At 76.4% G+C, this 24,352-nt stretch carries 18 protein-coding genes; 11 read left to right on the top strand and 7 right to left on the bottom strand.

The genetic code is table 11. The features are described from left to right. Nucleotides 1-83 precede the first annotated feature (83 nt). Both LC193_RS22420 and LC193_RS22425 read right to left on the bottom strand, forming a co-directional pair. A complete protein-coding gene (locus tag LC193_RS22420; protein WP_226076900.1) occupies nt 84-1,616 on the bottom strand; it encodes an MFS transporter in 1,533 nt (510 codons plus the stop codon). Next, nucleotides 1,613-2,164 (bottom strand): TetR/AcrR family transcriptional regulator, encoded by a 552-nt coding sequence (locus LC193_RS22425; RefSeq protein WP_226076902.1) that lies wholly within the window; start codon nt 2,162-2,164, stop codon nt 1,613-1,615. The genes LC193_RS22420 and LC193_RS22425 overlap by 4 nt, the downstream gene beginning before the upstream one ends. Before the next feature lie 186 nt (nt 2,165-2,350). Between LC193_RS22425 and LC193_RS22430 the strand changes: the two genes are divergently transcribed. The 5 genes from LC193_RS22430 to LC193_RS22450 all read left to right on the top strand — a co-directional run bounded on the left by LC193_RS22430 (nt 2,351) and on the right by LC193_RS22450 (nt 9,709). Beyond that, nucleotides 2,351-2,647: a YciI family protein gene (locus LC193_RS22430; protein WP_226076905.1), complete on the top strand. Its 297-nt coding sequence runs from the start codon at nt 2,351-2,353 to the stop codon at nt 2,645-2,647. A gap of 571 nt (nt 2,648-3,218) precedes the next feature. Then, nucleotides 3,219-3,986, top strand: coding sequence for a thioesterase II family protein (locus LC193_RS22435; protein ID WP_226076907.1), 768 nt, complete (start codon nt 3,219-3,221; stop codon nt 3,984-3,986). A gap of 170 nt (nt 3,987-4,156) precedes the next feature. Further along, nucleotides 4,157-4,663 (top strand): GNAT family N-acetyltransferase, encoded by a 507-nt coding sequence (locus LC193_RS22440; protein ID WP_226076908.1) that lies wholly within the window; start codon nt 4,157-4,159, stop codon nt 4,661-4,663. 122 nt (nt 4,664-4,785) lie between these two features. Beyond that, nucleotides 4,786-5,169, top strand: coding sequence for an effector-associated constant component EACC1 (locus tag LC193_RS22445; RefSeq protein WP_226076909.1), 384 nt, complete (start codon nt 4,786-4,788; stop codon nt 5,167-5,169). Then, nucleotides 5,159-9,709 carry a caspase, EACC1-associated type gene (locus tag LC193_RS22450; protein ID WP_264086278.1) on the top strand — a complete coding sequence of 1,517 codons (4,551 nt, stop codon included), beginning with the start codon at nt 5,159-5,161 and terminating at the stop codon, nt 9,707-9,709. The genes LC193_RS22445 and LC193_RS22450 overlap by 11 nt, the downstream gene beginning before the upstream one ends. 3 nt (nt 9,710-9,712) lie before the next feature. Here LC193_RS22450 and LC193_RS22455 read toward each other — a convergent pair whose 3' ends face one another. The 3 genes from LC193_RS22455 to LC193_RS22465 form a co-directional block, all read right to left on the bottom strand. Beyond that, entirely contained in the window at nt 9,713-12,559 is a 2,847-nt protein-coding gene (locus tag LC193_RS22455) for a helix-turn-helix transcriptional regulator (RefSeq protein ID WP_226076910.1), read from the bottom strand. Nucleotides 12,560-13,373: 814 nt separating this feature from the next. Further along, a complete protein-coding gene (locus LC193_RS22460) occupies nt 13,374-14,561 on the bottom strand; it encodes an IS701 family transposase (protein ID WP_226076912.1) in 1,188 nt (395 codons plus the stop codon). Nucleotides 14,562-14,971: 410 nt separating this feature from the next. Continuing rightward, a complete protein-coding gene (locus LC193_RS22465; protein ID WP_226076914.1) occupies nt 14,972-15,406 on the bottom strand; it encodes a GNAT family N-acetyltransferase in 435 nt (144 codons plus the stop codon). A 209-nt stretch (nt 15,407-15,615) separates the two neighbouring features. On the opposite strand from LC193_RS22465, the gene LC193_RS22470 reads away from it, so the two are divergent. After that, a complete protein-coding gene (locus LC193_RS22470) occupies nt 15,616-16,191 on the top strand; it encodes a TerD family protein (RefSeq protein ID WP_226076916.1) in 576 nt (191 codons plus the stop codon). A gap of 50 nt (nt 16,192-16,241) precedes the next feature. Here the strand turns inward: LC193_RS22470 and LC193_RS22475 are convergent, their stop codons facing one another. Further along, on the bottom strand, nt 16,242-16,976 hold the full coding sequence (locus LC193_RS22475) for a hypothetical protein (protein WP_226076919.1): 735 nt from the start codon (nt 16,974-16,976) through the stop codon (nt 16,242-16,244). 203 nt (nt 16,977-17,179) lie between these two features. Between LC193_RS22475 and LC193_RS22480 the strand changes: the two genes are divergently transcribed. The 4 genes from LC193_RS22480 to LC193_RS22495 all read left to right on the top strand — a co-directional run bounded on the left by LC193_RS22480 (nt 17,180) and on the right by LC193_RS22495 (nt 21,436). Then, nucleotides 17,180-18,241, top strand: coding sequence for a hypothetical protein (locus tag LC193_RS22480; RefSeq protein ID WP_226076921.1), 1,062 nt, complete (start codon nt 17,180-17,182; stop codon nt 18,239-18,241). Next, nucleotides 18,238-19,116 carry a hypothetical protein gene (locus LC193_RS22485; protein ID WP_226076923.1) on the top strand — a complete coding sequence of 293 codons (879 nt, stop codon included), beginning with the start codon at nt 18,238-18,240 and terminating at the stop codon, nt 19,114-19,116. Before LC193_RS22480 ends, LC193_RS22485 begins: the two co-directional genes overlap by 4 nt. 72 nt (nt 19,117-19,188) lie before the next feature. After that, nucleotides 19,189-19,698, top strand: coding sequence for a hypothetical protein (locus tag LC193_RS22490; protein ID WP_226076925.1), 510 nt, complete (start codon nt 19,189-19,191; stop codon nt 19,696-19,698). Between the two features lie 13 nt (nt 19,699-19,711). Then, nucleotides 19,712-21,436 (top strand): asparagine synthetase B family protein, encoded by a 1,725-nt coding sequence (locus tag LC193_RS22495; RefSeq protein ID WP_226076927.1) that lies wholly within the window; start codon nt 19,712-19,714, stop codon nt 21,434-21,436. 103 nt (nt 21,437-21,539) lie between these two features. Here LC193_RS22495 and LC193_RS22500 read toward each other — a convergent pair whose 3' ends face one another. Next, the gene (locus tag LC193_RS22500) at nt 21,540-22,724 is read right to left on the bottom strand and encodes an ROK family transcriptional regulator (RefSeq protein WP_226076929.1); all 1,185 of its coding nucleotides are present in this window, start codon (nt 22,722-22,724) and stop codon (nt 21,540-21,542) included. A 311-nt stretch (nt 22,725-23,035) separates the two neighbouring features. Between LC193_RS22500 and LC193_RS22505 the strand changes: the two genes are divergently transcribed. Further along, nucleotides 23,036-24,319 carry an ABC transporter substrate-binding protein gene (locus tag LC193_RS22505; RefSeq protein WP_226076931.1) on the top strand — a complete coding sequence of 428 codons (1,284 nt, stop codon included), beginning with the start codon at nt 23,036-23,038 and terminating at the stop codon, nt 24,317-24,319. The last annotated feature ends 33 nt before the right edge of the window (nt 24,320-24,352 follow it).

Below are 24,352 nucleotides of genomic sequence, written 5' to 3' on the forward strand. Positions count from 1 at the left end.
CGAAACCCCGCCGGAACACGGCGGCGGCCCCCCGCGCCCCCGACGGCCGCCCGCCCCCGGGCGCCCGGGGGCGGGCGGTCCGCTCAGTGCCGGACGGGTTCGTCGCCCAGCCGCTGGCCGCGCAGCAGGAACCAGGCGGCGGCAGCAGCCACGAGCAGCAGGGCGGCGCCGACGCCGGCGGCCAGGGCCACCCCCTCGACGAACGACGCGCGAGCCGCGTCGAGCAGCGCCCCGGCCGCGTCGGCGGGCATGTGGGCCGCGGCCACGACGGCCCCGCCGAGCGACTCGTGCGCCCCCTCCGGCGTGCCGACCGGTCCGGTGAAGTCCTGGTAGACGTTGGTGACGACGGACCCGAGCAGGGCGATCCCCAGGGCGGCGCCCAGTTCGTACGCGGTCTCGGAGACGGCCGACGCGGCGCCCGCCTGCTCCTTGGGCACGGCGGTGAGGATGACGTCGGCGGTGACCGTGAACGACAGTCCGGTGCCGAAGCCGACGAGCAGCAGGACGGTGCCGAGCAGGGGATAGCCGGTGGCCTGGCCGATCGTGGTCAGCGCGGCCAGGGCCAGGCCGATCACGGCCAGCCCGGTCGACACGACCGCGCGCACCGAGACCCGCCGCGCCGCGGCACCGGCGACCAGCCCGGCGGCCACCGCGCCCGCGGCGGCGGGCAGTTCCGCGATGCCCGCCTCCATGGGGCCCCTGCCCTGGACGAGTTGCAGGTACTGGGAGAGGAAGAACAGCAGTCCCGACAGCCCGAGGATGGTCAGCAGGTCCGCCAGGACGGCGCCGCTGAACCCGCGGTGCCGGAACAGCCCGACGTCCACCAGCGGGGCCGGCAGCCCGCGCTGGCGCCGGACGAACAGGACGAGGGCGGTGGCGCCCACCAGGCCCGCCGCGAGCGTGGGCCACACGAACCCGTCGGCGGCGGCCTCCTTGATCGCGTAGACGACGCAGCCCATCCCGATCAGCGACAGGAGGACGCTCGGCAGGTCCCAAGGACCGGGCGAGGGGGTGCGCGACTCCGGCAGCAGCATGGCCCCGACGACGACCAGCACCGCCATCACGGGCAGGTTGATCAGGAACACCGAGCCCCACCAGAAGTGTTCGAGCAGCGCGCCGCCGACGATCGGCCCCAGCGCGAGACCCGCGGAGGCGGCGGCGCTCCAGATGCCGATGGCGAGACTGCGTTCGCGTGGGTCGGGGAAGAGGTTGCGGATCAGCGCGAGGGTTGAGGGCATCAGCGTGGCGCCGGCGACCCCGAGCAGCGCGCGGGCGGCGATCATCGCCTCGGGCGTGTGCGCGTAGGCGTTGAGCACCGAGACCAGCCCGAACGCGGTGGCGCCGATCAGCAGCAGGCGCTTGCGGCCGATGCGGTCGCCCAGGCTGCCCATGGAGATGAGCAGGCCGGCGAGCACGAACGAGTAGGAGTCGCCGATCCACAGCAGCTGGGTGCCCGAGGGCTGCAAGTCCTCGCTGAGGTAGGGCGTGGCCAGTCCCAGAACGGTGGCGTCCACTGCCACGAGCAGCACCGCGAGGACCAGGACGCCCAGGGCTATCCAGCGCCCGGGGCCCGACCGCTCGCCCTCCCGGCCGGCCGGGTGCGGCGCGTTCGTCACGGTGTGTCCTTTCGTGTCGCGCCGCCGAGCAGCAGCTCGACGACCATGCGGGAGAAGTCGTTGCGGGCCACGCGGCCCTCAAGGGTGGCCCAGGTGGCGGCGCCCAGCAGGCCGTACAGGGCCTCGGTGAGCCACGCCACGCTCAGGTCGATGCGGAACTCGCCGCTCTCCTGGCCCCTGCGGAACAGGGCGTTGACCCGCTCGTCGATGCGGGCCCAGCCCGCGTTCTGCTCCTCGCCCTCGAACAGCTGGTTCTCGGAGTAGAGGAACGTGAGCAGGCCCGTGCAGGGCTGGACCTCGCGGACCAGGCGGCGCACCGCGTCCGTGGCCGTGCCCTCGCCGAGGCGCGCCGCGTCGAGCGCCGCCTCGCACTCGGCGATGCCCAGCTCCTCCAGGGCGCGGACGAGGGCGTCGCGCCCCGCGAAGTGCCGGTTCAGCGTGGCTCTGCTGACTCCGGCGGCCCTGGCGACCTCTTCCATGGTCGCCGTGGCGCGCCGCGCCAGCAGATCGGCGGCCACCCGCAGCACGTGATCACGATCGAAAGCCATGAGCCAACGATAACCCGCATGAGACATGAACGCCTCATGTGTGACGCATATGACTCTCGTGGGCGGGAGTCGGGGCCACCCGGGCGCCGCACGCCGCCGCCCGGCTTGCTTCGATGGGGTGCGATCCGCAGCCTCCGCGGCCACGGGCCGCCTGGCCCGCCCCCGCACCGGAAGGAACCACGCGCCATGCCCCTCTTCGCCGTCACCTACGCCTACGTCGACGACGCCGCCGCCCTCGACCGGCTCCGCCCCACGCACCGCGCGTACCTGCGCGGCCTCGTCGAGAGCGGCGTCAACGTCTCCTCGGGGCCGTTCGGTCCCGGCGAGCGCCCCGGCGCGCTGCTGCTGATCCGCGCCGAGAGCAAGGAGGCGGCGCTCGCCGCCACCGAGGCCGACCCGTTCCGCGCCGAAGGGCTGGTCGCCGAGGTCACCGCGACCGAGTGGCGGCCGGTCATGGGGCAGTTGGCCGACGACGCCTCCTGACGACGCCGTCGCACGGCTGCCGCGGCCGGGCCGCCCGGTGGCGGGCCCGGCCCGGGCAGCGGCGGGGAACCGCGCGGCCACCGGCCGGTCACCCCGGGGCCCGGGGGCGCACTTTAGGGGCCGGGCAGGGGTACACCGGGCGGGCCCGGTTGCCTAGCGTGGCAGCATGGCGTATCAGCTGTGCACGCGCGGGCGGACCGCCCCCGGCCCGCGGGACCCGACGACGGGCCTGACCCCCGCCCCCGCCCTCAGACGCGCCGCGCCGCGCGCCTGACCACCCGGCCGCGCCGGTCGCGCCCACCGGCACACCCGCCGCCGCGCCGCGCGGCGGTGCGCGGGACCGGCCCGCGGGGTAACGACCCAGGGCCAGGTCCGTTCCGCCAGGCCCCCGGCCGACCGGGGGAGCGGAGCGCGCACGGCGTCCGCGCCGGGCGCGTTCCGCACACTGACAGCGCCGTCAGTGCCCGCACCGCGCCCGACGGCGGCACGCGCCGGGCGGCACCACAGAACACCACCCGGCGGCGCCGACGACAGCGGCGGCCCGGCCACCAGCAGGAGGTTCGAACACCCCATGACAACCGTTTCCGGTACGCGGGAAACCTGGTTCCGCCGGTTCCAGCAGGCGGCGCCGGACGCCGTCCAGCTCATCGCCCTGCCGCACGCCGGCGGCTCCGCCCCCTACTTCCTGCCGCTCGCCAGGGCACTGGCCCCGGCCGTCGACGTCGTCTCCGTCCAGTACCCCGGCCGGCAGGACCGGCGCCTCGAACCGGCCGCCGAGGACCTGAACGTCCTGGCCGACCAGATCTTCGACGTGCTCGACGCCAAGCCGGGAACGCCGCTGGTGCTGTTCGGCCACAGCATGGGCGCGGTCCTCGCGTTCGAACTGGCCCTGCGCCTGGAGAAGGAGGTCGGGGACGTGCCGCTCGGCATCATCGCCTCGGGCCGGCGCTCCCCGACGCGGCACCGCGACGAGGTCGTGCACGAACGCGGCGACGCGGGCATCATCGCCGAGATGAAGGAACTGGCCGGCACCGACCCGGGCGTGCTCGCCGACGAGGAACTGCTCCAACTCGTGCTGCCCGCCCTCCGCGCCGACTACCGCGCGGTGGAGACCCACAGGCACAGGCCCGGGGAAACGGTCCGCGCCCCCATCAGCGTGCTGACCGGCGAGAGCGACCCGCGCGTCACGCTTGAGGAGGCGCGGGCCTGGGAGGAGGTCACCACCGGCGCGTTCAGCCTGCGGTCCTTCCCCGGCGGGCACTTCTACCTCAACGGGCGCCAGCAGGAGGTGACGGCCGCCATCAGGGAGAGCATCGCGGCCTTCCGCGCCGCCCGCTAGCCAACGGGCGCCTCCGTGCCCGGACTTCGCCGGGAACCGCGATGCGTCCGGAACCCGCGGGGGCCCCGGCGCGTTCCCACGGGCATGGCGCTCACGACGTGGCTCGCCCCCGGAGTTCCCCCGGCCGGTTCCCCGACCGGCCGTTCCCCGGCGCCGGGGAACGGGACCGCGTGACGGCGCGGCTCCCGGGCGCGGGCGGCGTCCGGCTGACGGTGCTCACGGCCGACGACCTGCCCCTCTGGGAGCGGGCCAGGCTCGCCGCGCTGACCGACGCGCCGCACGCGTTCACCGTCGGGCTCGCCGACTGGCACGCGGGCGGCAGGGAACGCTGGCGCGCCCGGCTGGCCATCGCGGGCTCCCTCAACGTCGTCGCCCTGCGGGGCGAGGAGCCCGTCGGGATGGTCAGGGGCGTGCCGCGGGACGGGCGGCGGAGCGAACTGCGGTCGCCGTGGGTCGGCACCGGGGCGCGGGGCGACGGCCTCGGCTCCCTGCTGATCGAGACCGTGGCGGCGTGGGCCGCGCGGTCGGGCGCGGCCGCCCTCGACCTCGCGGTCCTGACGGACAACGCGCCCGCCCTCGCCCTCTACCGGCGCCACGGCTTCGTCCCGGCGGGAGCGCGCGGGGGCGCGGGCGGCGCGCCCGGCGAGCGGATGCTCACCAGGGCGCTTCGCGCATGAGCCCCGTGCGCCGGCGCGTTCGCCCCCGCGGGTCCCGGGGCGAATCCGGGCATCGGAGCGGCGCCGCGGCCCCCGGGTGGGTAACCTCGGACGCGGGGGCGGCAGAACACAGGGGGAGGACCATGCGTGTCGTCATGACCGTCGCCGGCGAAGGGACTTCGCCGTCCGGTGTCCACGAGTTGCACGGCTGGCTGCGGGACGTCCCCGAGCTGCGCGGCCGGGTCGGGCGGGACGAGGCGGCGCCGCCCGTGCCGGGGGCGATGGGCCCGGGAGCGGACGCGCTGGTCGCCCTGCTCGAACCCGGCGGCGTCGCCGCGGCGTTCGCGGGCGCGCTCATCGCCTGGGTGCAGACCCGCCGCGGCAGCCACACGGTCACCGTCGTGCGCCCCGACGGCACCGAGATCACCATATCGACCCGCCAGGCACGCGAGTTGACGCCAGAGCAGCTGGCCGAGCTGGCCGAACGGCTCGCCCGTCCGCCCGCGGACCCGGGCGATGGCGGGTGAGCTGTCCGCCCCCGGTGCCCGCGCGATTCTGATCGGGACCGGGCGGCACGCACCGGGCTCCCGCCTCGCCGCCCTGCCCGCCGTGGACCGCACGCTCGACGACCTGGCCGCCGCGCTGCGCGAGGTCTGCGGCATGGCGGCCCCTGGCCAGGTCACGCGGGTGCCGGGCGGCGCGGGCCCGGACGAGGTGGTGGCGGCCGTCGAGGAAACGGTCCAGCGGGCGGCGGGCCCCGTGCTGCTGTACTACGTGGGGCACGGCCTGCTCGGCCCCGGCGACGACCTGTACCTCGCCACCCGCCGCGGCCTCTCCGAGCGGCACGTCGCCGGCGCCGTGCCCTACCGCACCGTGCGCGACCTGCTGGGCGAGGCGCCGCACGGCAGCATCGCCGTTCTCGACTGCTGCTTCTCCGGCCGCGCCGGCGCACCGCGCACGGACGGCGGCGCGCGGCGCGCGTTCGCGTCGGCGCGCCCGCGCGGCAGCTTCCTGCTCACCTCGGCGTCCCACTACGCGCTGTCGTTCGCGCCGGAGGGAGAACGCCACACCGCGTTCAGCGGGCGCCTGCTGCGGCTGCTGGCCGAGGGCGACCCGGCGGGGCCGCCGTGGCTGACGCCCGAGGCCCTGCACGCCGCGCTGGAACGGGAGTTCGCGGACGACGGCCGGGTGCGGCCCGCCCGCAGGAGCGAGGGCACGCTCGGCGCGCTGCGCCTGGCCGCCAACCGCGCCTACCCGGCCCCGGCGCGCGACGAGGAGCCGCCGGCCGACGTGCCCTGCCCCTACCCGGGCCTCGAACCGTTCCGCACCGAGGACAGCCGGCACTTCTTCGGCCGCGACGAGCTGATCGCCCGGCTCGTGGCCGCCGTCGACCGCACAGGACCCGAGGCCGGGCCCGTGGTCCTGGTCGGCGCGTCCGGCTCCGGCAAGTCCTCGCTGCTGCGCGCCGGGCTCACGGCCGCGCTCGAACGCCGGTGGGCCGCGCGCGAGTCGGCCGCCGGGCCCGCGCTGCTCCTCCCCGCCCCCGGACCGCGCCCGGTCGCGGCCCTGGCCGCGGCCTGGGCCGAGGCCACGGGGCGCGAGGACGCGGAGGTGGCCGCCGCCCTGCGGGCCGGCCGGTTCCCAGGACCGCGCCCGGGCCGCACGGCGCCCCGGCTGCTGATCGTCGACCAGTTCGAGGAAACGTTCACCCGCTGCGAGGACGACGCGGAGCGCGCCGCCTTCGTCGCCGCCCTGACCGGCGGCGGGGACGGCCCGCGCGTGGTGCTCGGCCTGCGCGCCGACCACTACGGCAGCTGCCTGGCCCACCCCGCGCTCGAACGGGCCCTGAATCGCGGGCAGGTGACCGTTCCGCCCATGGGGGAGCGGGAGTTGCGCGACGCCGTCGCGCGCCCGGCCGCCGCCGTGGGGCTCGACCTGCAACCCGGCCTCACCGAACGGCTGCTGCACGACCTGCGCGAGGGCCGTTCCGGTGAGGACGCGGCCGGGCCGCTGCCGTTCCTCGCCCACGCGCTGCGCGAGACCTGGCTGCGCCGCTCCGGCACCCGCCTCACGCTCGCCGGCTACGAGGCCACCGGCGGCATCTGGCGCTCGGTGGCCACGACCACCGAGCGGCTGCACGAGGAGCTGAGTCCGGCGCACCGCACGGTGCTGCGCGAACTCCTGCTGCGCATGCTGCACGTGCCCCCCGACCGCGCCGACGCCCGCGCCGCCACCCGCCGCCGCGTCCCGCTCGCGGAACTGCTCGACGGCCTGCCGGACGCGGCCGGCGAGCTGCGCGACCGGCTCGCGGCGGCCCGCCTGATCACGGTCGACCGGGACGGCGCCCAGATCACGCACGAGGCGCTGCTGCGCGCCTGGCCCCGGCTGCGCCGCTGGATCGAGGAGGACGCCGCCGCGCTGCTGCTGCGCCAGCAGGTCCGCACGGCCGCGGAGGACTGGCGGGCCTCGGACCGCGACCCCGCCTACCTGCTGCGCGGCAGCCGCCTCGACGCGGCCCTGCGCCTCACCGAACTACCCGCCCACGAACGCGAGTTCCTGGCCGCGGGCGAGGCGGCGAGGGAACGCGAGCGCCGCCACGAGAAGCGCCGGATCACCGTGCTGCGGCGGGCCCTGGCCGGCGTGGCCGTCGCCGCGTGCCTCGCGGTCCTCGCCGCCGCGGTCGCCGTGTCGCAGCAGCGCGACGCGGCGCGCCAGCGGGACCACGCGCGGGAGCAGGGCGAGCGGGCCGACCACCGCGCCGCGCTCGCGGAGGCGGAGAACCTGCGCGCGACCGACCCGCGCACCTCGCTCGAACGCGGCCTGGACGCCCACGCGTTGCGCCCCTCGGCCGACACCCGCCGCGCCCTGTACGAGACGCTGGCCGCGACCCCCTACCGGGGTTCGACGGGCATCGGGGAGGAGCAGGGACACGCCGCGCTCGCACCGGACGGCCGCACCCTGGTCACGGCGGGCGACAGCGAGGGCCTGGCCCTGTGGGACATCGGCCCCGACACCGCGCGCCCGCACGCGCCCCTGCGCACGCCCCTGGCCCGGCTGCCCTGCGCCTCCTACTTCCCCGACCCGTACCTCGCGCTCGCCGGGCCGGGCGGCAGGACGCTGGCCGCCCTCTGCGACGGAAGCGTGTCGGTGTGGGACCTGTCGGGCCTGCGGGAGGGCGCGCAGCCGCGCCGCGTCGCCTCGCTCGGCGTCGAGGGCGCCGAGGGCGTTCCCCAGACGCTGGCCCTCAGCGCCGACGGCACGGTCCTGGCCGCGGCCGGCTGGTGGAGCGAGGACCCGGCCGTCGCGGAGGCCGAGCGCGGCACCCTCGCCCTGTGGGATCTGAGCGACCTCGCGCGGCCCCGTCGGCTCTCCGTGACCGGCGGGGTCCACGAGACGGACGAGGTGGCGCTGAACGCCGACGGCACCGTGCTCGCCACCGCCGCCCGCCAGGGGCGCGCCCGGGACCCGGACCTGCCGTTCGACACCGGCAACGTCCTGGGCGGACGCGGCGTCCGCGCCTGGGACCTCACCGACCCCGCCCGCCCCCGCCCCGGCGGGCTCGTGCCCGGCGGGGTCCGGCGGATCGCGCTGAGCCAGGACGGCCGCACGGTGGCCGCGGCGGACGGCCGCGACCTGGTGGTGATCGACGTGACGACCCCGGCGGACCCCGAGGAGGAACGCGTGCGCCGCGCCCACGACGCGGACATCAGCGGCCTGGCGTTCTCGCCCGACGGCCGGCGCCTGGCCACCGGCGGCACCGAGGACCGGGCCGTCGCCGTGTGGGACCTGAGCGAGCCGGCCGCGCCGGAGCGCGAGGCCCGCATGCCGGGGCACGGCCCCGGCCGCTACGCCGGCCCCGTGGACATCGCCGCGCTCGCGTTCGACCCCGAGGACGGCGCGCTGCTGTCGGTGGACACCTGGGGCGACGACGACCTCGGCGGCGGCGAGGGCAGGGACGGGGTGGAGCTGGTCCGCTGGGACCTCGGCCGGCTGCCGGGGCCGCGCCCGCTCGCCTCCCGGGTCACCGACGGCGTTCCCGACCTGGCGCTGACCCCGGACGGCGGCACCCTGGTCACGCTCACCACGGAACGGCTCACCCTGTGGGACCTCACCGACCCGGCGGCACCGGAGGAGATCGCGACCGCGCCGGGGCCGGGCAGCGTCGTCCTGGACACGGCGCTCGACGCCGGCGGCGCCCTGCTGGCGAGCGCCCACCGCGACGGGCGCGTGCTGCTGTGGGACCTCTCCGACCGCCGCCCCGAGGTCGTCGGCGCGGCGGCGGGCCCCTCGGACGAGGCCGCCCTGGCCTTCGCGCCTGACGCGCCCCGGCTCGCCGTCCTGGGCGACGTGCTCCGCGTGTGGGATGTCGGTGACCCCGCGAGCCCGGCGCCCGACCTGGCGGCCCAGGCCGACGCCGCCGTCGGCCCCGCCGTCGCGTGGACCCCGGACGGCCGCCACCTGCTGGTGCCCGACGGGCTCGGCCGCTCGCGCCTGCTGGACGCGGAAACGGGCGACCCCCTCCCGGACGACGTCTTCGTGCCGCCGCCCGACGACCATGTGGTCCGGCCCCGCGCGCCGTTCGCCCTGGGCGCGGACGGCACGCGGCTGGCGACCAGCGCGGTGGGCCCCGACGCCGAGGGGCGCGAACGGGCCGTCACCCTCTGGGACTTCCGCGAGGCCCCGGTCACGGTCCCGGCCGTCGGCGGCACCCGGTGGCCCGGGAACGACGGCCCTGTCGACCTCGACATGGCGTACCACTCGGGCGGCGCGCTGCTGGGCGTCTCCGACGCCGAGGGCCGGGTCTGGCTGTGGAACGTGGCGGAGCCGGCCGAGGCCCACCTGGCCACCGTGGTCGAGGCGAACGTGCACGAGAACATCGCCTTCACCCCCGACGGCCGCACCCTGGTCACCTCCAACGGCGTGGGCGGCTTCTTCACGTGGGACCTGGGCGCCCACCCGGAGATCGCCGCCGACCCCGTCGGCCTGGCCTGCCGCGTGGTCGGCCCGGGCCCCGCCCCGCAGGGGACGGGCGGCCCGGGCCGCGGCCTGTGCCGCGACGGCGGCTGACGCTCACACCGCCTCGGACGCGTCGGCCGCCTCCTCGGCGTGGGCGACCAGTTCGGCCGGCAGGTCGGCGCGGCGCTTCACCCCGAGCTTGCGGTAGGCACGCGTCAGGTGCTGCTCCACGGTGCTCACGGTGATGAACAGCTTGCTCGAAATCTGCCGGTTGGTGTGCCCGAGCGCCGCGAGCGCGGCCACCCGCAACTCCGCCTCGCTCAGGCCGTGCCCCACCCGCGACGCCTCGTGCCCCGGGTCGCCCGGCCCCCGCCCGCCACCGGCCACCTCCCGCACGGGAACGGCGCCGGGCGCGGGGCCGGGCCACATCAGCTCGTTCGCCAGGGCCATGGCCCCCGCTTCGAGCGCCAGCTGATGCGCCCTGCGCAGGAGCGGGTGCGGGCGGACCGAGTCGCCCGCACGCCGCAGCGCGTGCCCCAGATCGCCCAGGGCGCGGGCCAGTCCGACCTTGTCGCCCGCCGCCTGGAGAACGTCGACGGCCTCCGAGAGCAGCCCTTCCGCGCGGTCGTGACCCGCCGTCCCGGCCAGTAATCGCAACGCGCGCCCGCGCGTGCGCTCGTCCAGGCGCCCCTCGTCGGCCAGCTGCTCCCGCAACAGCCCCGCCGCCTCCGCCTCCTGCCCCGACTCCAGCCGCACCCGGGCCAGTTCGAGCCGCCAGGGGACAAAACCCGCCGCGTCCAGCCGCCACCGCCCCATCAGGTCCGCGCACCGCTCGATGTCCTCGCCCGCGGCCCCGGCGCGCCCGGCCGCCAGGTGGTACCTGCCGCGGGCCGCCAGGTAGTGCGCCCCGAGGGGCGTGCGGAACATGCCGTCCGGCGTCGGGTGCGCGAGCCACGTCTCCGCCTCGTCGAGCCGCCCCGCCTCCGTGGCGCACGTGATGAGCGTGCCGAGCGGCCCCGCCACCGCGACGCCCCACGCCTGCGGCGTGATCGATTCGAGCGCCGACCTGGCGTGCCGCTCGCCGCCCCGCAGGTCCCCGAGCCGCAGCAGCGCCTCGGCCCTGACGGCCTCCCATATCGCCCGCCAGACGGGCGCGTGCCGCGCCGAGGGGCGGCCGAGCAGCGTGTCCGTCCAGGCCGCGACCCGGTCGGCGCGCCCCGCCCACAGCAGGGCGAGCAGCGGCCCTGCCAGCAGTCCGGGAGCCCCGGCCTCGCCGTTGTGGCGCCTGACGATCTGCTCCGCGCGCGCCACGAGCCCGCGTTCCCCCGAGGGGAACAGCGCCTCGTACAGCACGGTCAGCGCTTCGAGTTGCGGGCTCACCACCGGGACGCGGGGGCCGCCGCGCGTGCGGCCCGAGGCGGCCAGGGCGTCGGCCGCGAGACCGGGCCGGCACAGCGCGAGCAGCATGCGCATCGCCGTCAGCAGGGCCGCGTCCGCGGCGTCCCGCCCGTCCGCGCTCGCGCACCGGTCGAGCACGTCGCCCGCCTCGTCGGCCCGCCCCTGCCACAGCAGCGAGGTCACGGCGGACACCGCGCCGGAGACCGAGGCGCCGCGCTGCCCGATGGTGGCCAGCAGCTCGGGCAGATGGGCCTCGGCCGACAGCGGGTTGACCTGCCAGCGCGCCATGATCAGCCGCGCTTCGAGGTCGGCCCGCCGGTCCTCGTCGGACTCCGCCCGCCACGCCTGCCGCAGGCAGGCCCCGGCGAACTCAGGGCGCCCGGCCGACAGCGCCTGCGCCGCGGCCTTCCGGAGCACCGGGACCGCCCACCCGTCCTCCGCCCGGTCGGCCGCGACGAGGTGGCCGGCCACGACCGCGGGACTGGCCCCGCGGCGGTGCAGGAGTTCGGCGGCGCGCGCGTGCAGCCGGCGGCGCGCGTCCGCGGGCATGTCCCCGAGCACCGCGCGGGTGATCCGCGGGTGCCGCGGCTCGTCGCCCTCGACGAGCCCGGACACGCGCAGGATGTGCGCGGCGCGCACCACCGATTCCGCGGCGACGCCGAGCACGTGCGCCACCACGTCCGCCGACGCGTCCCCGCCGAGCACGGCGAGCGCCTGCGCGACCTGGCGCACGGCGGGTTCGTGCCGGTACAGGCACCCGAGCACCGCCTGCTCGAACGGCCCGCCGCCCGGGGGCACCGCGCCCTCGGAGTCGCCGAGCCGGGCGGAGGGGTCGTCGAGCAGCGCCCGCGCGAGCAGCGGGCTGCCGCCGGTGAGGGCCCGCGCCCGCTCCGCCGCGCTCCTGGCCTCGGACGGGTCGAGGCCGCGCCCGGCGAGCCGCGTCAGGGAGTCGCGGGTCAGCGGCTGGAGCACGACCCGCGAGAAGTGGGGCTGGCTGAGCAGTTCGGCGCGGAAGTGCGGGTGCGGCAGCCGCAGCATCGGCGCCTCCGTCATCAGCACCAGCACCGGCTCGTGCCGCAGCCGCCTGATGACGTACAGGAGGCAGTGCAGCGAGGCCGAGTCGGCGTGCTGCACGTCGTCGACGGCGAGCACCAGGGGCCCGCCGCGCGTCAGTTCACCGAGTGCGGCGAACAGCCGGTGCAGCACCGGGGCGTGCCGGCCGGCGAGCGAGGGTCTCGGTACGGCCGGCGCGCCCGCGCGGTGCGGCGCGTACGCGGGCAGCAGTCCTTCGATGAGGCGCCGGATGCGCTCCGGGAAATCCGCGCCGTGCAGCAGCTGCCCGATGACGCCCAGCGGAATGTCCCGTTCCGACGGCGATCCCGCGGCGCGCAGCACATGTCCGTTGTCCCGGGCGAATTGTTCGCTGAGGGATTCGAGCAGCGAGGTCTTTCCGCTGCCCACCGCGCCCGAGATGAGCGCGACGTGTCCGCGGCGTTTGCCACGGCAGTTGTCGAACGCGTTTTTTACGTGCGTGAATTGTTCTTCGCGCTGCACCAGAACCACGCGGTGAGTCTCCTCGTGTGCGGCAGGTCGAGCAAAGGGAGATGCGCGCAGCACAGCGTTCCGCGTGCGGCGCGGCCGTTGTCCGGCACAGGGCCGGTCGGTGGAGAGGGAAAGCGGGAGGGCCCGCGTTCACGAAGGTAAAGGCGCCGCGCGGCTTCCGCCCGCTCCGGCCCGCGACCGCGTGCGGGCGCCGTGATCACGGGTGTGCCCCCGTGGGCCGGCCGGGCCGCGCGAGCGGCCGGGCCGGGCGCCGAGGAACTGTTCGCGCATCCCCGTTCCCCCTGAACGTCCGATGGTTCCCGGGGGCGTCCGCGCGAGGACCGCCCGGTCGAGGCGGCAGCCGCGATCGTCCCCGTGTGATCCGGCGCGGGGCCGCACGGCCCGCCGCGTGCGGGGTCAGCGCACGGTTCGGCCACCGGAACGCCCGGCGGAGAGGTGCGCACGCACAGGCGCTTCTCCGCGCATGTGTGCCCACCCGCCGTGCTGCCCGGGGGTCGCCGTCGTCCCCGCCGGAATCACTGGGCAGGAGTGTGTCACACGAAGAACGGGCCCGTTACCCCGAACAGGTGCCAACTTCGGGGGTGATCCACGGGCCGATAGGGGTTGACGGGGGGCGCGGGCGCGCACAAAGCGCCGCGATCTTCGCGTTACCCATTGGTAGTGATAACGCTGCGCAGCATGGGCCGGGGAATTGTCGCATTCCGTGTGCGGCCACGGACGGGAAATGCCACGGAATCCGGGCGCGAGAAAACGGGAACCAGACATTCCGGCGGGACCCGGCGCGCGCCCGCCGCAGCCGCCGGCCCCCGCGTGCTCAGGACGCCGCCGCGAGTTCGCCCGCCGCGGTCGGCCGCGAGAGCACCGTCACCGCGTGCGCGGCCGACGCGAGCGTGATGTGCCGGTGCCAGCCCGCGAACGACCGGCCCACGAAGTCCCGGATGCCGACCCGGTCGCCGACCTCGGCGAACTCCCGGCCGACGCGCTGCACGAGCCGCGTCAGCCGGGCCAGTTCCGGCGCCGGCGCGGGCACGTCCGTCAGCCACAGCTCGCCGGGCCACCGCTGACCAGGGCCGGCCACGCCGACCAGCGCGAGATCCCCGTGCCGCGCGCCCACCGCGCCCGCCCGCCGTTCGGGGAGGCGGACCCGCGCCGCCGCCGCGAGACCGCCGGGCCCGGAACCGCTCCAGCGGAACGGGCGGCGCATGCGCGCCGCCGCGCGCATCAGGCGCTCGGCGGGCAGCGGGGCGCCGTGGTACGCGTCGAGCGCGGGGTCGGCCGCCGCGAGCGGCAACGCCCCGTCCACCCGCAGGAGATGCGGCAGCCCCGCCGCGCTCAGCCGCCCGCTCACCGCGACCGCGTCCATCCGCCGGGCGTCCATGACCACCGGCCTGGGCGGCAGCCGCCCGGCGCGCGCCAGGCCGAGGCACGCCTCGACCGCGCAGGTCCCCGGCGTCTCCGGGCGGGCGGAGTCGGGAACGGACGCCTGCGTCCGCCGCACCCGGTCCTCCAGCCAGGCGCGGGAGAGCAGCAACCGCCAGTTCACCGGGTACGCGGCCGTTTCCGAGGCCAGCCACACGCCCATGGCCCGCTGCGTGTAGAACGCCGGCGAGCCGCACCGCTCCACCCCCACGGCACCGCCGCCGCTCTTGGGGATGCTCATCGGCCGCACCACCCACGCGCTCGGCGGCGCCGCGCGGGCCGCGTGCCGGGCCAGCGCCACCCGCACCGGGTCCCAGCGCCACGTGGAACCGCACACGAAGTGGTGCAGACGCTGCTCCACGGCGGCTCCGCCGCCGAGCAGCGACGCGATGTTGCGGATGGACTTGCGGCCGGGCACGTGCAGCAGCCCGCGCACGTAGTCGGCGCCGCGCCTGCGCTGGTCGGCACGCGGCAGCGAGGCGAACAGGGCCGCGCACAACGCGCTCAGGACCTCGTCGTCGGCCCGCGGGCCCACGGGGGCGGCGCCTTCGATCCGGTCGACGGCACCGATTCCGGCGATCATGCGTCCCCCCATCCGGGCCCGGCCGTCGCCCGCCGCGCCCTCGGCGGCGCGCCCCCGGCCGCGGGCGTCGGGCACCGGGGGTGCCGCGCCGCCATCGGCCGCGTGACCAGCGCTTTCCCGCGGCCTGGCACCGGCAGGTCGCGTGCACCAAGGAGGCTACGATCGGCAGCCCCCGGCCGTCAGCCCCTAGCCGTCCCCTACGCGCGCCGCCCGGCACACCGGTCCGGAGGCGGGGGCGGTACCGGTGCGGTGGGCGGGCCTGTGGGGGATATGCCCGCGAAAGCCCTGGTTCCGCCGGGCGGCGGCCCCTCAGGCCGCACGCGTCACGCCCGTATCGTCCGTTCCCCGCGGACCCCAGGCCGGCCGGCCCCCCTTACCCGCGCCCCCTACCGGCCGCGCGCGACCCCGCCTCAGACGATGTCGCGCGTGAAGTGCAGCGCCGAGATGGACATGCGCCACAGGTGGTAGAAGCGGTGCGCGCGGTGGTTGCCGGTCCCCGAGTCCAGCTCGATCCGCACGCAGCCCGCCTGCCGCGCCCGGTCCGCCATCTCGTCCATCAGCCGCCGCCCCACGCCGCCCGAGCGCCGGTCGGGCGCCGTCACCAGGTCGTCGACGCACAGGACCCGGCCGCGGCTGGTCGCAAGCACCCGGTGCGTCACGACGCCGGGGCAGCCCCCCGCCGCGTCGTAGGCGGCCGTGAACACCAGGCCCTGCCCGTGCGCCTCGTTCGCGAACGCGGTGAACCCCGCCGCGCCGAGTGCGGGCCGCAGCGTCCTGATCAGGGGCGCCACGTCCCGTTCCAGCCGGGCGTCGCCCGGCGCTATGTCGGCGAACTCCAGCTCCACACCGGCCATCCTAACGACGCCCGCCGACAGGCCCGCCGGCCGCCGCGGGCGGGGGACCCGAGGCGGCCGGGCGGCGTGCGGGCCGTTCCCGCCGGCCGCCGCCCGGCGCGGTCCTGGCCGTCCGGTCCGTGCGGGCGTGCCGTAGTTTGGGGTGCACTCGACTCCGGCGCCGGGCGACAACTCCGGCGCCCGCAGCCCAAGGAGACCTCATGGCCGTGTCCCTGACCAAAGGCGGAAACGTCTCGCTCACGAAGGAGGCCCCGGGCCTGACCGCCGTCGCCGTCGGGCTCGGCTGGGACGTGCGCGTCACCACCGGGACCGACTTCGACCTGGACGCCAGCGCCATCGCCGTGAACGCGGCCGGCCGGGTGTACTCGGACAGCCACTTCGTCTTCTTCAACAACAAGCAGACGCCCGACCGCACCATCGTGCACGCCGGTGACAACCGCACCGGCGAGGGCCAGGGCGACGACGAGCAGATCAACGTCGAACTCGCCGGGCTGCCCGCCGACGTGGACAAGATCGTCTTCCCGGTGTCCATCTACGACGCGGACTCCCGCGGCCAGAACTTCGGCCAGGTGCGGAACGCGTACATCCGCATCGTCAACCAGGCGAACGGCACCGAGATCGCCCGCTACGACCTCAGCGAGGACGCGGCCACCGAGACCGCGATGGTCTTCGGCGAGCTGTACCGCAGCGGCGCCGACTGGAAGTTCCGCGCCGTGGGCCAGGGGTACGCCAGCGGCCTCGCGGGCATCGCGCAGGACTTCGGCGTCGCGATCTGACACCGCCTGCCCCCGGGCGCGGGGCGCGTGAGCCCCGCGCCCGGCGGGGCTCACACGCCGGGCCGCCCGGGGGGCAGGTCCGCGCACGTCGCGGCCGGCGGCAACTCCTCGGCCAGGAACACGGTCTGCGCCATCATCCGGTAGCCCGACATCCGCTCCCTGAACGTCTCGATCGACTCCTCGGGGTGCACGGAGTCGATCACGGCGTGCTCGCCCACCGCGTTGAACTGGTGGCTCACGCCCCGGGGTATCTGCACGTCGACGAACGAGCAGGGCGGCACCACCAGGTTGTGCCGCGTGCGCCGCACGCCCGCGGGCGCGTCGGGCAGGTCGTCCTCGAACGTGTGCGGCACGAACGGCGTGACCCCCTCGACGTGCGTGACGTCGAACGGCGAGAGGCTGCTCACCCGAATCCGCGTGTCAGGACCGGTCATCATCCGCACGAAACGCAGCCCGGTATGGACGTGCATGCGCGAACACAGGTCGCGTTCGCGCACGTTGTAGAAGTCCATCAGATAGCGGTCCGCGAAGAACCCGTCGAAGGGCGCCTCCAGCATGTAGACGTCGCCCTCCTCGAAGGTCTGGGACCGCACGATCCCCTCGCCGTCGGGCGCCGTCGCCGCCGCGCTGGCCTTCGCGTCCCGCACCACGCGCGCGAACGCGCCGACCACCGCGAGCGCCACGTCCTCGGGAAGCCGCAGCACCGGCGTCACGACGCAGCGGGCGGCGTCGGTGAAGGCCGCCACGTCCCGCACCTCGTTCTCCGCGTCGGCGTCGACCTTCATGCGATGTTCCGGCACGGTGCGGCCCCCCGGTGAAGAACGCGGTCACGGCGCGGTGAGAACGCCGGAATTCCGCGCAGATTTTAACAGCGGGCGGTCACGCTCCGTCGTGCGCGCCCCTCCCCTCTGCCCCTCCCTTCTGTCCCTCCCCTCTGTCGGTGCCCTCCGGTACGATCGCCCCCGGTGTATCGCGGAAGGGGGGCCGCATGATCTGCCCGCACTGCGACAGCAGTCTGAAACAGGTCGAGCGCAAGGACCGCACCTGCTCCGTGTGCAAGCGGCAGTTCGCGCTCGAACCCAAGGAGAACGACCTCCACCTGCACGACGTGCGCGTGCGCAAGCTCGCCGCGCGCCTCGGCGACGAGGGGCGGACCACCTACACGGCACGGCAGTTGTGGTACGCCGCCGCCCGGGGCCGCATCCCCGCGGCGGACCAGTCCCTCGAAGGCTGCCTGGGCGGCGCCGCGTTCGTCCTGGTCGTGCTCACCGCCATCGCGGCGGCGATCACCAACAACCGGGCCGAGGCGCTCACACCCATCATCGTCGGCGCCCTGGGGCTGCTGCTCATCGTCACGCTTCTCGTCCTGCGGGGACGCCGGCGGGCCAGGAAGTGGGGACCGATCGACGTCCCCATGCCCTACGAGGAGTTCAGGCCCCTGGTGCTTGAGCGCTGGCCCGCCGTCTACGGCTCACCGCCCCCCGGTCTCGTCGACGAGACCCGCGTCCCGCTGCCCGCCGTCGCCCACCCGCGCGTCGCGCTGCTGTGCCACGACGCGGGCGTGCTCGCCTGCCTGGCGGCCAACGGCGCCGCCGAGACCCACCGCATGGCCCTGGCCGCCACGCCGGAGGACGTGCCGGACGGCGTGCCGGTGCTCGTGCTGCACGACGCCGGCGGCCAGGGACTCCACCACTGGGCCGTCGCCCGCGCGCGGCTGGGCCCGCGCGCCCGCGGCATCGGCCTGCTGCCGCGCAGCGTGATGCGCCGCGACCCCAGGACGGCCGTCCTCCTGCGCGCCGACGCGCCCAAGCGCGCCGTGGACCTGACCGCGCGGCTCCAGTGGGTGCACGCCGCGCCGGTGCGGCTGCGCGAGGACGAGGCGGCGTGGGCCGCCGGCGGCTGGTGGTTCCCTGTGGCCGCGATACCGCCGGCCAAGCTGCTCGCGGCGGTGGCGGGCGCCGTCGCCCGGGTCACCGCCGCGGGGGCCGCCGCGCCCGCGGGGCGCGGGGCGGGCGAGACCGGCTTCCTCACCTGGCCGGAGGCCCGGTGACCGCCCCGCGGCCGACACCGCAGGACGGGACGGCCGGGACGGCCGGGGCGGGCGAACGGGCGGGACCGTCCGGCGCGTTGCTCGACCGGGCGCTGCGCGCCGCCGCCCGGCGCGCGGCCGAGCCCGGCGGCATCCTGTTCACCGAACGCCAGCTGTACTACGAGCTGTGCCGCGGCCTGCGGCCCTGGCACCTCGCGCCGCGCCGCCTCCGGTTCACGGCGCGCCCGCCGGTGCGGCCCGCCGCGTTCGAGGCCGCGCTGCGCCGCGCGGGCGACGTGCCGGGGCTGCTGCCGCCCGCCCCGGCCGCCCGGCGGGCGCCGGGGCGCCACACGCCGGAACCCGACCTGTTCGACTACGGCCTGCCCCGGCTGCTGCTGTGCGAGTCGGACGAGATCGCCGCGATGCTGCGGGCCAACGGGCTGCCGATGGAGTCCGCGTGCCCCGTGTTCGGCGCGGCCGAACTCCCGCTCGACGCACGGGTGGCGGGCATGCTGGCCCACGCGGAACGGGCCCGCGTGTACGTCCTGCACGACGCCTCGCCCGCAGGACTGGCCTTCGCCGCCCGCGCGGCGGCCGAGGCCGGGGTGCCGCCCGGCGTCGCGGTCGTGCCCATCGGCCTGCGCCCCCGGCAGGCCGGCGCGCTGCACCTGCCGCACCGCACCGGGGAGGAACCGGCCGCGCCGCCCCCGGCGTCCTCCGACGCGTGGGAACACCGCTGGCTCGCGCGCGGTCGCGGCGTCGAGGTCGCCGCGGTCCGCCCCGCCGCGCTGCTGCGCACCGTGCACCGGCTCGTGCGCGGCGTCCGGCGCGCCCCGCCGCGCGCCGGGCGGCGCCAGGCGCGCGCGAGCGGATTCCTCACCTGGCCCGCGGCATGAGGGCCGGGCCCGTCGGCCGCACCCCGCCGGCCACCGCGCCACCGGACCACGACGGAAGAAACGGAAGGCCCCGTGTCCCAGCCGCCCAGGCGTGAGATCACCTACACGGACGAGTTGCTCGCCGACCGCTCCGTGCACCGCCGCTACTCCGACGGCCGCTCCGAGTGGCGCAGCCGGGGCGCCGGCCGCATGGTGCACTGGCGCGACGACCGCGGTGCCCACGGCACCGACGAGCCGCTCGGCCGCGACCTCGTCAAGCGCGCGTACGCCGACGGCCGGGTGCTCTACGGCCGCGAGGGCGGCTGGGGCAGGACCCTGTGGAGCGACGGCGTGCTCACCGTCAACCGCACCTCTGCGGGCGGACGTTCCGGCGTCGCCGTCGCGGCGGTCGCGGGCGGGCTCGCGCTCGGCGCGATCGCCCTGCCGCCCACCGTCCTGGGCGCCGACGAGGAGGAGGAGCTGCGGCGCGAGGCCGAGGCGCAGGGCGGCGCGGGCGGCGGCGGTGATCCCGGGGCCGACGAGGAGGGCGACTACGGCGACTGGGACGACACCGGCGGATTCGACGACGACGACTTCGGCTGAGGAGGAGCGAACCGTGGCGCGATGGGGCGCGTGCCTGGCGGCCCGCGATCCGGCAGGACCGCTCGGCGCGGCCGGCGCCGGGTCGGTACGGGCCGTGGGGCGGCAGGCGTTCGGGCTGTTCGACGGCCCGGGACCGGCCAGCGGGCCGTTCGAGGCGGCCGGTCTCACGGCGGTGGGCGAGGTGACGCTGTTCAACGCGGACCGGCTGCGCGCCCTGCTCGGCCAGGGCGCCGTGCCCCAGGACCGCACGGACGGCGAACTGCTGCTGCACGCCTACGCCAAGCTCGGAACGGCCGGACTCGCCGCGGCCGAGGGCATGTTCGCGCTCGCCGTCGCCGACGGCGACGAACTCGTCCTGATCCGCGACCACGTGGGCGCGCGCACCCTGTTCTGGGCCCGCGCGGGCGACGCGTTCGCGGCGTCCACCTCGCTGCGCGCCCTGCGCCGCTGGCCCGGCGTGGACGCCGGGCTGCACCTGCCCGCGGTGCGCTCGTTCCTCACCTTCGCCTACCTGCCGGGCCGCGAGACGCTGCTGCGCGGCGTGCGGGAGGCGCTGCCTGGCCGCTGCCTGCGCCTGCGCGCCGACGGGAGCACGGCGGAGGAGACGTTCTGGGAGCCGGCGGAGGACGTGGCCGACCTGCCGCCGTCCGAGCACGCCGCCGCCCTGCGCGCGCTCCTCGAAGACGCCACCGCGCGCCGCCTGCCCGCCGCGGGACCGGCCGCCGTGCTGCTGTCGGGCGGCGTCGACAGCAGCCTGGTCACGGCGCTCGCCGCGCGGCTGCACGACGCGCCCGTGCACACCTACTCGATCGCCTTCGGCCCCGACACCCAGGACGAGCTGGGCTATTCGGGCCTGGTCGCCGCCCACTGCCGCACCGGGCACCGCGTGCTGACCGTGCCGGGCTCCGCGGTCGCGGCCCGGCTGCCCGAGACCGTGGCCCTGCTCGACTCCCCGGTCGGCGACCCGCTGACCGTGCCGAACCTGCTGCTCGCCGAGGCCGTCGCGGCCGACGGGATGCGGGTGGTGCTCAACGGCGAGGGCGGCGACCCGGTGTTCGGCGGCCCGAAGAACCTGCCGATGCTCATCCACGAGCTGCACCGCGATGACCCCTCGCCCGGCGCGCGCGCCCGCGCGTACATCGACTCCTACCGCAAGTGCCACGGCGACCTGCCGGTGCTGCTGACCCCCGACACGCTCGCCGCGCTCGACGGCGCCCCGCCCCCGGCGGACGCCGTCGCCCCCTACCTGCGCCCCGGGCGCATGACCGGCCTGCTCAACCAGCTGCTGCACGCGAACCTGCGGACCAAGGGCGCGCACCACATCCTCACCAAGGTGGAACGCATCACCGCGGCCACCGGACTCGAAGGCCGCGCGCCGCTGTTCGACCGGGCGGTGGTCGACCACGCGTTCCGGGTGCCGCCCGGGCAGAAGCTGGCGGGCACCGCCGAGAAGTGGATCCTGAAGGAGGCGGTGCGCGACCTGCTGCCCGCCACCGTCGTCGACCGGCCCAAGAGCGGCATGCGGGTGCCGGTGCAGCAGTGGCTGAACGGGCCGCTGCGCGACCTCGGCCACGACCTGCTGCTGAGCCGCGCGGCCCGCGCCCGCGGCCTGTTCCGCCCCGACACCGTGCGCACGTGGCTGCGCGGCCGGGGCACGCTGCTGCCCCGGCAGGGCGGCAAGCTGTGGCTGGTGCTGACCCTGGAGCTGTGGCTGCGCTCGTTCGACATCGAGCCCTGAACGGGCACGGCGCCGCCGTTCCCGGACCGGAGCGCGCCGGTACCTGGCCGATGGTCGCCGCGACCCCGCGCCGGGCGCGGACGCGTGCCCGGCCGCCGGGCGGTCAGCCCTCGTTGAGGATGAGGGAGCGGATCGGTGCCGCCGCCGCGGCCCGCGCCCACTCGGTGAAGTCCGCGGGCAGCAGCGACAGGGTCAGCGCCCTGTGGTCCCGGTGCCGCCGCTGCGCCAAGCCGTCCTCGATGTGCTGCCTTCCCTCGTCGGCGAGCGCGACCAGCTCCCCGCCGATGACGACGTTCTTGACCAGCGAGACGTTCGCGATGGTCGCGATCGTCGCGCCCAGCGCCCAGGCCGCCAGGCTCACCACGCCGAGCGCGACCGGCTCCCGCTGCCGCGCCAGCCCGATGACCTCGTCGAGCGTGACCGCCCGGTGCAGGCCGTGGGCCGCCGCGCCCAGGATCGACCGCGTGCTCAAGTAGGCGCCGACGCACCCACGGTGGCCCTCGGGGCACATCGGTCCCCCCGGATCGAGCACGTGGTGGCTGAACTCCCACTGGTCCGCGGGGGTCAGCGGCAGCGCCCGCCCCTGGACGACCAGCGCGTACCCGATGCCGGCGCCCACGGTCAGCAGCGCGAAGTCCGTCAGGTCACGGCCGCCGCCGAACCACGCCTGGGCCTGAGCGAGGGCGAACACGTCGTTCTCGACCGTGCACGGCACCGGCAGTGCCCGCGCCAGCAGTTCGGGCAGCGGGGCGCCCTCCCAGCCGAGGAACGGCGCGTCGAACAGCGCGGGTCCCGCCGGGTCCGCCGACTGCCGGTGGCCGCCGAGCGAGACACCCACCGCCAGGTGGGCCGGGCCGCCGGCGGCAAGGCGCTCGTTGAGCCCCGCGATCCGCGCGCAGACGTCGGCCGGGTCCCGGCTGTCGAGCGGTTCGTCCGCGCGGCGCAGCACGCGGGCCCGCAGGTCGGTGGTGACCGCGTGCAGCCGGTCGGCGGTGATCTTCACGCCCAGGAAACGGTGCTTGTCGGCCGCGACATCGAGCGGGCGCGTGGGACGCCCGTTGTCCGGATCGTGCACCACGCCGCGTTCGACGACCAGGCCCGAGTGCACCAGCGGCTTCGTGAGCCGGGTCAGGCTGCCGGTGGACATCCCCAGGGTGCGGGCGAGTTGGGTGCGCGTCTGCGGGCCGTTGACCAGAAGCTCCCGCAGGACGGGCCGGGCGGAATGAGCGACCGACCCCCACAGCCCAATGGACGAGCGAAGGCCGACCGCCCCGGATGGCGGGACCATGCGCGCAGCATAGGACATCGCTCTCCCGCTCCGGCCCCTCCCGAGGCATCCTGCCGTGCCGCGACCGCATGGCCATGCGGGCCGCACCACAGCTCGAATCAGTTTCTTCGCGAAGCTTACTTTGTCGCATGCGTCGCAACAAGTGACGTGGACCGTCGAGGATTTATGCAGGAAGTAGTGACAGGAGGCCATACGTCACCTACCTTGACTTTGCCGCGAAGCCGACTTGGCCGATTCGGCGTGCCGACGGCACTCCCACCGCGCGTGCGCACGGGCCCACCGGGCCCGAGGGAACCCGAAAGAAGGTGTGTATGTACAGGCGGATCCGGGCCCGAGCCGTCGCCCTCATGGGCGCGGCCGCGTTCCTCGCGGGCTGTTCGGGCGGACAGGCCGAGGACGGCGTCGTCACCCTGGACTACTGGTGCTGGAGCCAGTCCATGAGTGAGAAGGTCGAGGCGTTCAACGAGGCCCACCCGGACATCCAGGTGCGGCATACCGACGCGGGCGGCGGCGGGGACTCCTCGACCAAGCTGCTCACGGCCAGCCGGGCCGGCAACGCTCCCGACGTCTCCTGCGTGGAGTACCAGACCATCCCCGCCATGGTCGTCTCCGACGTGCTCGCGGACATCTCCGAGTACACCGGCCCGGTCGAGGACGCGTTCAGTCCTGAGACCTGGCAGACCACCAGGTTCGACGGGCAGGTCTACGGCATCCCGCAGGACGTCGGCCCGATGGTGATGCTCTACAACCAGCGGCGTTTCGACGAACTCGGCCTCGAAGTCCCCCGCACCTGGGAGGAGTTCGCCGAGGTCGCGGCCGACGTCCGCGAGCGCGACCCGTCCTCCTACCTCGCCACGTTCGGCCCGACCGAGTTCGGCAACTTCGCCGGCCTCGCCCAGCAGGCCGGCGCCTCCTGGTGGTCGGTCGAGGACCGGCAGTGGACCGTCGGCATCGACGACGAACCCACGCTCCGGGTCGCCGAGTACTGGCAGGGACTCATCGATCAGGACCTGATCATGCCCGAACCGCTGCTGACACCCGAGTGGAACAACCGCGTCAACCAGGGCGAGATCCTGACCTGGCCCTCGGCGCTGTGGGCCCCCGGCGTGCTCTTCGGCGTGGCGGAACGGCAGGCGGGCGACTGGGCCATCGCGCCCCTGCCGCACTGGGAGGGCGGCAGCCAGGACGTCGCGCTCCAGGGCGGCACGGCCCTGACCGTGACCAAGAACTCCGAGCACCCGCGCGAGGCCGCCGAGTTCGCCATGTGGATGAACACGGACGAGACCGCCTACACCATGCAGATCGCCGCCGGCCAGTACCCGGCGGCCATCGCCGGCCAGCAGGCCGCCGCCCAGGGGCCGCCGCCCGAACTCATGGCCAACCAGGAGGACTACTGGCAGGTCGCCACCGAGGCCGCCGCGAACACGGTCAGCGGCATCACGTGGGGGCCCAACGTCAACACCGCCAGCGACGCCTTCGGCGACGCCATGACGGCCGCGGTCAGGGACGGCACCGGACTGCCCCGGGCGATCCGCGGCACCCAGGACACCGTGGTCGGCGAGATGGAACGGGTCGGCTTCGATGTCGTGGAGTGAACACACCGAGCGGCCCGGCCCCGACGGCACGAG

It is taken from the genome of Streptomyces marincola (assembly GCF_020410765.1).
Taxonomy (GTDB): Bacteria; Actinomycetota; Actinomycetes; order Streptomycetales; family Streptomycetaceae; genus Streptomyces; species Streptomyces marincola.